This window comes from Tabrizicola sp. (assembly GCF_041913445.1).
Lineage (GTDB): Bacteria > Pseudomonadota > Alphaproteobacteria > Rhodobacterales > Rhodobacteraceae > Tabrizicola.
This window is the reverse complement of the sequence record NZ_JAYSFG010000003.1, coordinates 123,860-131,847: the sequence shown is the minus strand read 5'-3', so window position 1 is coordinate 131,847 and position 7,988 is coordinate 123,860. Positions and strand designations below refer to the sequence as shown.

The following is a 7,988-nucleotide window of genomic DNA, read 5'->3' as shown; positions in this document are numbered from 1 at the left end:
TAAAAAATCCTCTCTGTTGTCTTTTTTCTCCCCCCCCCCCCCCCCCCCCCCCCCCCCGCGGCGGGGGGGCGCCCCCCCCCCCCCCCCCCGCCCCCCCGGCAATCAGCACCGCCGCCAAGGCAATGGTCCAGGTCGGTTGCGCAATGCCCGCCGCGACAAGCGCCAGCGTCGAAAGCAAGGGTGCAGCGTAGCTCGCCACGCCAAGAAGCTGGATGTCGCCCCGCTTCATGCCGATATCCCAGGTGAAGAAGGCCGCGCCCACGGGTCCGATCCCCAGCGCGACGACCGCCGCCCAGCCCAGACCGCTCTGCGGCCAGACCGTCTCTTCCAGCGCCAGGTGGGTAACTACGGACAGGGCTGCGGTCGCCAGGCAATAGATCGTCACGCTTTCCGTCGGAACCGAGCCCAGGCGCCGCGACAGGACCGAATACCCCGCCCAGGTCAGCGCGCAGCCAAACGCCAGCGCCATGCCAAGCGCCGATCCGTCCGCCTCGTCCGCCCGCCCCAGGACGATCAGCGCCGCGCCCGCCAAGGCGATCAGGGCGCCGATCACATGCGCGGCGCGCAACCGCTCGCCCGGCAGGAACCCCGACATCAGCACGATGAACAGCGGCCAGAGATAGGCGATAAGGCCGGTTTCCGCCGTGGGCGACAGTCGGAAGGCGGTGAAATACAGGAAGTGGTACCCGAACAACCCGAGGGTCCCGAACGCGTAGACCTTCCAGCTGATCCCCCGCAGCACTCCGAACCCCTGCCGAGCGGTCCAGACCAGCCCGATCAGCCCGCCGATCCCGAAGCAGATCGCGTTCAAGAGCAGCGGAGGAACCGGGGCGCTGCCGATGGTGAACAGCGCCAGGAGCGACCACATCAGCACGGCCGAAAAGCCGATCAGCGTTGCGCGTGCCTTGCTCATGCGTCCCCCTCTTGCCGCTGCATAACCGTCCGCCCGCAAAAGGAAAAGGCCGCCCCGAAGGACGGCCTTTCAACCCCCGCCGAACTTCCGTCAGACGAAGAACTGCCCGCCGTTCGCGCTGACCGTGGATCCGGTGATGAACCCCGCGTCGTCCGAAGCAAGGAACACGACGATCCGCGCGATCTCGTCCGGCTCGCCCAGGCGACCGACCGGGATCTGCGGGATGATCCGTTCGTTCAGCACCTTCTCGTCGATGGCGCGCACCATCTCGGTCCCGATGTAGCCCGGGCAGATCGCGTTCACGGTGATCCCGGCCCGTGCGCCCTCCTGCGCCAGCGCCTTGGTGAAGCCAAGGTCCCCCGACTTGGCCGCCGAATAGTTCGCCTGCCCGGCCTGGCCCTTCTGCCCGTTGATCGAGCTGATGTTGATCACGCGCCCGAACTTGCGGTCCCGCATCCCCGACCACAGCGGATGGGTCATGTTGAAGAGACCCGTCAGGTTGGTGTCGATCACCTCTTTCCACTGCGCCGGAGTCATCTTGTGGAACATCGCGTCCCGAGTGATCCCGGCATTGTTCACCAGCACGTCCACCGGGCCGACCTCGGCCTCGACCTTGGCGATCCCCGCCGCGCAAGCGTCGTAATCCGCCACGGACCACTTGTAGGTCGGGATGCCAGTCTCCTTGGTGAAGGCCGCAGCCGCCTCGTCGTTGCCGGCGTAGTTCGCCGCGACCTTGTAGCCCGCCGCCTTCAGCGCGACCGAGATCGCCGCACCAATGCCGCGCGACCCGCCCGTGACCAATGCAACCCGTGCCATCGTGATTCTCCTCCCTTGGGTATGCTTCCGTATGCTATTGAAATCCTGTTACCGAAACGAAATCGGGCGCGCAACATTATTGCGCGCCCGTTTCGCTATTGCGGCGATTTGCTGCGCCGCAGCAACAGTCAGGCGCGCTCCAGGCACATGGCGACGCCCATGCCGCCCCCGATGCAGAGCGTGGCCAGGCCCTTGTTCGCGCCGCGACGGCTCATCTCGAACAGAAGCGTGTTCAGGATGCGCGCACCCGAGGCGCCGATCGGGTGGCCGATGGCAATCGCGCCGCCGTTCACGTTCACGATCGACGGGTCCCAGCCCATGTCCTTGTTCACCGCGCAGGCCTGGGCGGCAAAGGCCTCGTTCGCCTCAACGAGGTCCAGGTCCCCGACCTTCCAGCCCGCCTTCTGCAGCGCCTTGCGGCTCGCATGGATCGGACCGACGCCCATGATCGACGGATCAAGCCCGGCCGTGGCGTAGGACGCGATCCGGGCCAGCGGCTTCAGACCCCGCTTCGCCGCCTCTTCCTCGGTCATCAGCACCACCGCAGCGGCACCATCGTTGATTCCCGACGCGTTGCCTGCGGTGACCGAGCCATCCTTCACGAAGGCCGGACGCAGCTTGGTCATCGCGTCGATGGTCGCGCCGTGGCGGATGTATTCGTCGGCATCGACCACCGTGTCGCCCTTCCGGGTCTTTACGGTGAAGGGGATGATCTCGTCCTTGAATTTGCCGGCCTTCTGCGCGGCCTCGGCCTTGTTCTGGGAAGCCAGCGCGAATTCGTCCTGCATGTCGCGGCTGATCTGCCACTGGTTTGCGACGTTCTCGGCCGTCTGGCCCATGTGGTAGCCGTTGAAGGCGTCCCAGAGACCGTCTTTGATCATGCTGTCGATGAAGTTCAGGTCGCCCATCTTCTGGCCCGCGCGCAGATGCGCAACATGGGGGGACAGCGACATCGATTCCTGCCCGCCCGCGACGACGATCCGCGCATCGCCCAGCTGCACATGCTGCGCGCCCAGCGCGACGGCGCGCAGGCCCGAGCCGCAGACCTGGTTCAGCGACCAGGCGCTGGCTTCCTTCGGCAGACCCGCCTTGATATGCGCCTGACGGGCGGGGTTCTGGCCCTGACCCGCCGTCAGCACCTGGCCCAGGATCGTCTCCTCGACCTCTGCCTTGTCGATCCCCGCGCGGGCCACCACGGCCTCGATCACAGCGGCACCCAGGTCATGCGCCGGAGTATTGGCGAACGAGCCGTTGAAGCTGCCTACGGCGGTGCGGCCCGCCGACACGATTACGACATTGGTCATCTGGTTCCTCTCCCACTAGCGCCACGCACGGCACCACGGCACGAGGGGCTTCGCGCCGCATCAATTCTGCCCTAAGGGCATATTGCTGCAGTTGCAAGAACGATGGAGTCGCAGCGGCGATTCCTGCTTTCGATGTCGCAAAAGGACCTGTTCCGCACGGGTCTCTGACCCTTGAGCAAACCAGTCCCTCTACCGGCCGCAGGCCTTGCCGGGTCCGTCCCTCCTTTCCGCGCCGTCCATCAATCGGTCGCCGGGCCGCCGGACAGCGGGGCCTACTTCTTCAGATTTGGCCGACCGTGGCGGAAGGCCCGGAAGTCCGGCGTCACGGTCGGTGCGCCGAACAGATAGCCTTGAAGGCAGCCCACCCCGGCCTGCCGCAGCCACTGCGCCTCGCCCTCGGTCTCGACCGATTCGGCGACGACATACATGCCCAGCTCCTGCGCGATGGCGATTGCCGCCTTGGTGGCACGCTGCTCTTCCGGCACGCGGTCGATGTGCTTGACCAGGCTGCCATCGATCTTGGCGATTTCAAAGGACAGCTCCTGCAACACACGAAGCGAGGTCATCCCGGCCCCGAAATCGTCCAGCGCGAAGACGATCCCGTGTTCGCGCATCTCGGCCATGAAGGATTTCAGCACGTCCGGAACCTGCATCGCCGAGGCTTCGTTGATCTCCAGGATCAGGTTCTGTCCAAGCCGGGGTGCTTCCTGCAGGGCGCGGCGCAGGATATCGACCCAGGGCCGATAGCCGACCGACCGGGCCGACATGTTGATCGACACCCGGATCTGCGGATTGCGTTGCATTGCCAAGAGGCCCAGTTGCAGCGAGGCGCAGTCGATCTCGCGTCCCATCTGCCGTTCTTCCACCACCGGCATGAAGTCGCGCGCCGGGATCACCTGGTCGCGCAGGTTGAGAAGGCGGATGAAGCCTTCGAAGAAGCCGATGATCGTCGGATCTACCGCATAGACCACGGGCTGGAAGGCAAGCCGCATCCGCCCGTCCTTCAGGGCCGAGGCGACCATCGACAGCGTCTCCCGGTCCTGCGCCGAGATCGCCGCGTTCAGCGGGCTGGACACCAGCGGGTCCCGGTCGAACTTCGACACCTTCGGCCCCTTCATGTAGCTCATGTCCTGCCCCCGACGCTGACTTCACGCTCGACACCCTAGGCCGGGATCGGTAAACGGAAGGTCAACATTCCCATTTTGTTCCAATTCTTCCCGCCGCGTCCACCCGGGGTTTTGCCATGGAAAATGTCGACAATTCTAACCGTTGCGCCTGGTGCGGGACCGATCCGCTCTACATGGCCTACCACGACCACGAATGGGGCCGGCCCGAGCGCGACCCCCACCGCCTCTTCGAGCTTCTGATCCTCGAAAGCTTCCAGGCGGGCCTCGCCTGGATCACCATCCTGCGCAAACGTGAGGGCTTCCGCACCGCCTTCGCCGGGTTCGACCCCGCCGTCATCGCCACCTGGGGCGAGCCCGAGGTCACCCGGCTGCTGCAAGACCCCGGCATCGTCCGCCACCGCGGCAAGATCGAGGGCACGATCCGCGGCGCCCAGGCCTTCCTCCTGATCGAGGCCCGTCAGGGCTTCTCGCCCTTCCTCTGGTCCTTCGCCCCGCCCCCCGGCTCGCGCCCCGCCACCACGGCCCAGGTCCCTTCGCAGACCGCCCAGTCCCAGGCCATGTCGAAGGCGCTCAAGGCCGAAGGCTTCAACTTCGTCGGCCCCACCATCACCTACGCCTTCATGCAGGCCTCGGGAATGGTGAACGACCACATCGCCGCCTGCGACTGGGGCTGACCCGCCCGATCCACCCTTGGCCTTTCGCGCCCCAGCGGCCATATAAGGGCAAACATCCTTCCGGAGGTCCAAATGCTGGGTCTGGGCGAAAAACCGCAAGCCGACGCGAACCTGATCAAGGACGCGACCGAAGCCACCTTCATGGCCGACGTGATCGAGGCCAGCCGCGAGGTTCCCGTCATCGTCGATTTCTGGGCCACCTGGTGCGGCCCCTGCAAGACGCTCGGCCCGATGCTGGAAGCCGCGGTGACGGCCGCCAAGGGCAAGGTCAGGATGGTGAAGGTCGACGTCGACCAGAACCAGCGCATCGCGGCCCAGCTTCGCATCCAGTCGATCCCGACCGTCTATGCCTTCTGGCAGGGCCAGCCCGTCGACGGCTTCCAGGGCGCCGTGCCCGCCTCGGAACTGAAAGCCTTCATCGACCGCGTCTCGGCTCTGGGCGGTGACGGTGGCCTCGCCGAAGCGATCCAGGCGGCTGAGGACATGCTGGCCGAAGGCGCCGCCGTCGACGCCGCCGAGACCTTCGCCGCCATTCTGGGCGAGGAGCCGGAAAACGCCGCCGCCTATGGTGGCCTCGTCCGCGCGCACCTCGCGCTGGGCAATCTCGACCAGGCCGAAGCCTTCATCGCCGCCGCCCCCGACAAGGTCGCCAAATCCAAGGACCTCGACGCCGCCCGCGCCCAGCTGGAACTCGCCAAGCAGGCCGCCAATGCCGGACCCGAGGCCGAACTGCGCGCCGCCGTCGAGGCCAACCCGAACGACCACCAGGCCCGCTACGACCTGGCCGCCGCGCTTCTTGCCGCCGGGAACCCGAAGGAAGCCGTCGACCAGCTGCTGGAGCTTTTCCGCCGCGACCGCGAATGGAACGACGGTGCCGCCAAGGCCCAGCTCTTCACCATCTTCGACGCGCTGAAGCCGCAGGACCCCATCGTCCTGGCCGGACGTCGCAAACTCTCGTCGATGATATTTGCCTGACGCCGTGCCCGGGCTAACTAAATGCCCATGATCACCGCAGCCGACCTGCCGGACACCATTCCGGTCTTCCCCCTGCCCGGAGCGCTGATGCTTCCCCGGGCGCGCCTTCCCCTGCACATCTTCGAACCGCGCTACCTCGCGATGATCGAGGACTGCATGAAGACCAAGCACCGCCTCATCGGCATGATCCAGCCGCGCGAGACCCCGGGCGGCGAAAAGCGCCTCCAGGCCATCGGCTGCGCAGGCCGCCTCACCGGGTTCTCGGAGACCGAGGACGGCCGCTACATGATCACCCTCTCGGGCATCTCGCGCTACCGCGTGAAGGAAGAGGTGCAGGGCTTCACCCCATACCGCCGCTGCATGATCGATTGGACCCCCTTCGCCCGAGACCTTGGCCCGACCGAGGAAGATCCTGGTTTCCGGCGCGAGGATTTCATGGGCCTCCTCGGCCGCTACTTCACCAAGCTGAACCTGTCGACGGACTGGAACAGCCTGAAGGAGGCCGAGACGGAACTCCTCATCAACTCCCTCTCCATGCTTTGCCCGTTCAGCCCCGAGGACAAGCAGGCCCTCCTTGAAGCGCCCACCCTCGTCACCCGCCGCGAAACGATGGTGACCCTGATCGAATTCGCGCTGCGCGGCTCGGGCGAAGAAGAGATTCTGCAATGAGCGAGCCCGCCGACCGCCGCATGCTCGAGGCGCTGGTCTGCCCGGTGACCAACGCTGTCCTCACCTACGACGCCGAGAAGCAGGAACTGATCTCCAAGGCCGCCCACCTGGCCTTCCCGATCCGTGACGGCATCCCGATAATGCTGGTCAGCGAAGCGCGGCAGCTGGACTGACTCGCGCGCGGAGGTCGGGGTCTGCCCCGCTCCTCTCCCCGCCCACCGCCCGCCGTAGGCTGCGTTACAGCGCACCATCCGCCGCACCGACGGGTCGGCGAGCACGGCGCAGATCGAGGCCTTCGACGACATCTGGCACCGGAACGACAGCGCCGAGGCCGAGGGGGGCGAGTTAACCATTTGTAGACCATCTTTGGCCAAGAATGCCGAATGACCCTCGCGTATCACCCAAGAGCTGGCCAAATCCTCATCTGCGATTTCGACGGATTCCGGGTGCCTGAGATGGTCAAGGTGCGGCCTGTCATGGTCATTTCGCCACGTCTGCCGCACCGGAACGACATTGTCACGATCGTGCCCATCAGTCTGACTGCACCAATCCACAAGCTGCCTTTCAACGTGCGTCTGTCAAAGAACTATCATCCGCAAGAGCCGGATGATCTGCCTTGCTGGGCAAAGTGCGACATGGTGATGAACCTTGGCGCTTGGCGTTTAGACGGCTTTAAGGTTGGGCGCCGAAAATGGGAAAACCCGCAAGCGACTGGCGACGATCTAAAGGCAGTTCGTCACGGTGTCCTGTGGGGTCTGGGGATGGGAAACTTGATTCCAAACCCAGAATGGCCTATCTAGAAAAAGTTCCCGGTCATCGGGCTTTAAGACCTAGATCACTAGGCAGGCTGGTCGCCGAGCGATGACAAGCTTTGACCAGTCTAGATTTTGTCAACGTCCCTAGGCCCCGCTTCGGCGGGGCCTTTGCATTTTGAGGACGCCGCCGCCAAGGAACGCCTTAGGCGCCACCCCAAGGAAAACCGGTCGCCCTCCTTTAACGCATCCTCAACGCCTCTTCTAACCCCGGCGATGTGGTGCTCGACCCGTTCTGCGACTGCGGCACCACCGTCCATGCGGCGGAAAAGCTCGGTCGGCAGTGGATTGGCATCGACGTCACCCACCTTGCCATCGGCCTGATCGAAAAGCGCCTGCGCGATGCCTTTCCCGCCGTCCAGTTCACCACCCACGGCGTCCCGCAGGACATCCACGCCGCCCGCGACCTTGCCGCGCAGGGCAAGTATCATGAGTTCGGGAAATGTGCGCTCTCCCTCATCGCCGCCCAGCCCGGCAACTTCTGCAAGAAAGGCGCGGACCGGGGCCTCGACGGGCGGCTCTACTTAGGGCCACGGGCACCACGCTCGTTATCGTCTCCGTCAAGGCGGGTGAGAACGTCGTCTTCAGCATGATCCTTGACCTCAAAGACGTCATCGACCGCGAACGCGCCGGGGTGGGAGTGTTCCTGACCCTGACCGAGCCCACCAAACCCATGATCGCCGAAGCCGCCTCTGCAG

General features: G+C 65.4%; 10 protein-coding genes. 6 read left to right on the top strand and 4 right to left on the bottom strand.

Features of this window, described 5'->3' with window-relative positions; all coding sequences use genetic code 11:
• The 4 genes from ACE3Q6_RS04825 to ACE3Q6_RS04810 all read right to left on the bottom strand — a co-directional run.
• The coding region (locus tag ACE3Q6_RS04825; protein ID WP_374429205.1) for a DMT family transporter at positions 1 to 913 on the bottom strand (913 nt) is incomplete at its 3' end.
• A gap of 90 nt (positions 914 to 1,003) precedes the next feature.
• Positions 1,004 to 1,729 (bottom strand): beta-ketoacyl-ACP reductase, encoded by a 726-nt coding sequence (locus ACE3Q6_RS04820; protein WP_374429202.1) that lies wholly within the window; start codon positions 1,727 to 1,729, stop codon positions 1,004 to 1,006.
• A gap of 128 nt (positions 1,730 to 1,857) precedes the next feature.
• Positions 1,858 to 3,033 carry an acetyl-CoA C-acetyltransferase gene (locus ACE3Q6_RS04815; protein WP_374429200.1) on the bottom strand — a complete coding sequence of 392 codons (1,176 nt, stop codon included), beginning with the start codon at positions 3,031 to 3,033 and terminating at the stop codon, positions 1,858 to 1,860.
• A 272-nt stretch (positions 3,034 to 3,305) separates the two neighbouring features.
• The gene (locus tag ACE3Q6_RS04810) at positions 3,306 to 4,160 is read right to left on the bottom strand and encodes an EAL domain-containing protein (RefSeq protein ID WP_374429197.1); all 855 of its coding nucleotides are present in this window, start codon (positions 4,158 to 4,160) and stop codon (positions 3,306 to 3,308) included.
• A 116-nt stretch (positions 4,161 to 4,276) separates the two neighbouring features.
• Between ACE3Q6_RS04810 and ACE3Q6_RS04805 the strand changes: the two genes are divergently transcribed.
• The 6 genes from ACE3Q6_RS04805 (at position 4,277) to ACE3Q6_RS04780 (ending at position 7,883) form a co-directional block, all read left to right on the top strand.
• Positions 4,277 to 4,834, top strand: a complete 558-nt coding sequence (locus ACE3Q6_RS04805; RefSeq protein WP_374429195.1) for a DNA-3-methyladenine glycosylase I — start codon at positions 4,277 to 4,279, stop codon at positions 4,832 to 4,834.
• A 72-nt stretch (positions 4,835 to 4,906) separates the two neighbouring features.
• Entirely contained in the window at positions 4,907 to 5,809 is a 903-nt protein-coding gene (gene trxA, locus ACE3Q6_RS04800; protein ID WP_374429193.1) for a thioredoxin, read from the top strand.
• A gap of 27 nt (positions 5,810 to 5,836) precedes the next feature.
• Positions 5,837 to 6,478 carry an LON peptidase substrate-binding domain-containing protein gene (locus ACE3Q6_RS04795; protein WP_374429191.1) on the top strand — a complete coding sequence of 214 codons (642 nt, stop codon included), beginning with the start codon at positions 5,837 to 5,839 and terminating at the stop codon, positions 6,476 to 6,478.
• Positions 6,475 to 6,651 (top strand): Trm112 family protein, encoded by a 177-nt coding sequence (locus tag ACE3Q6_RS04790; protein ID WP_149587477.1) that lies wholly within the window; start codon positions 6,475 to 6,477, stop codon positions 6,649 to 6,651. The genes ACE3Q6_RS04795 and ACE3Q6_RS04790 overlap by 4 nt, the downstream gene beginning before the upstream one ends.
• Positions 6,652 to 6,861: 210 nt before the next feature.
• Positions 6,862 to 7,278 carry a type II toxin-antitoxin system PemK/MazF family toxin gene (locus ACE3Q6_RS04785; RefSeq protein WP_374429189.1) on the top strand — a complete coding sequence of 139 codons (417 nt, stop codon included), beginning with the start codon at positions 6,862 to 6,864 and terminating at the stop codon, positions 7,276 to 7,278.
• 233 nt (positions 7,279 to 7,511) lie between these two features.
• The gene (locus tag ACE3Q6_RS04780; RefSeq protein ID WP_374429186.1) at positions 7,512 to 7,883 is read left to right on the top strand and encodes a DNA methyltransferase; all 372 of its coding nucleotides are present in this window, start codon (positions 7,512 to 7,514) and stop codon (positions 7,881 to 7,883) included.
• Positions 7,884 to 7,988 lie beyond the last annotated feature (105 nt).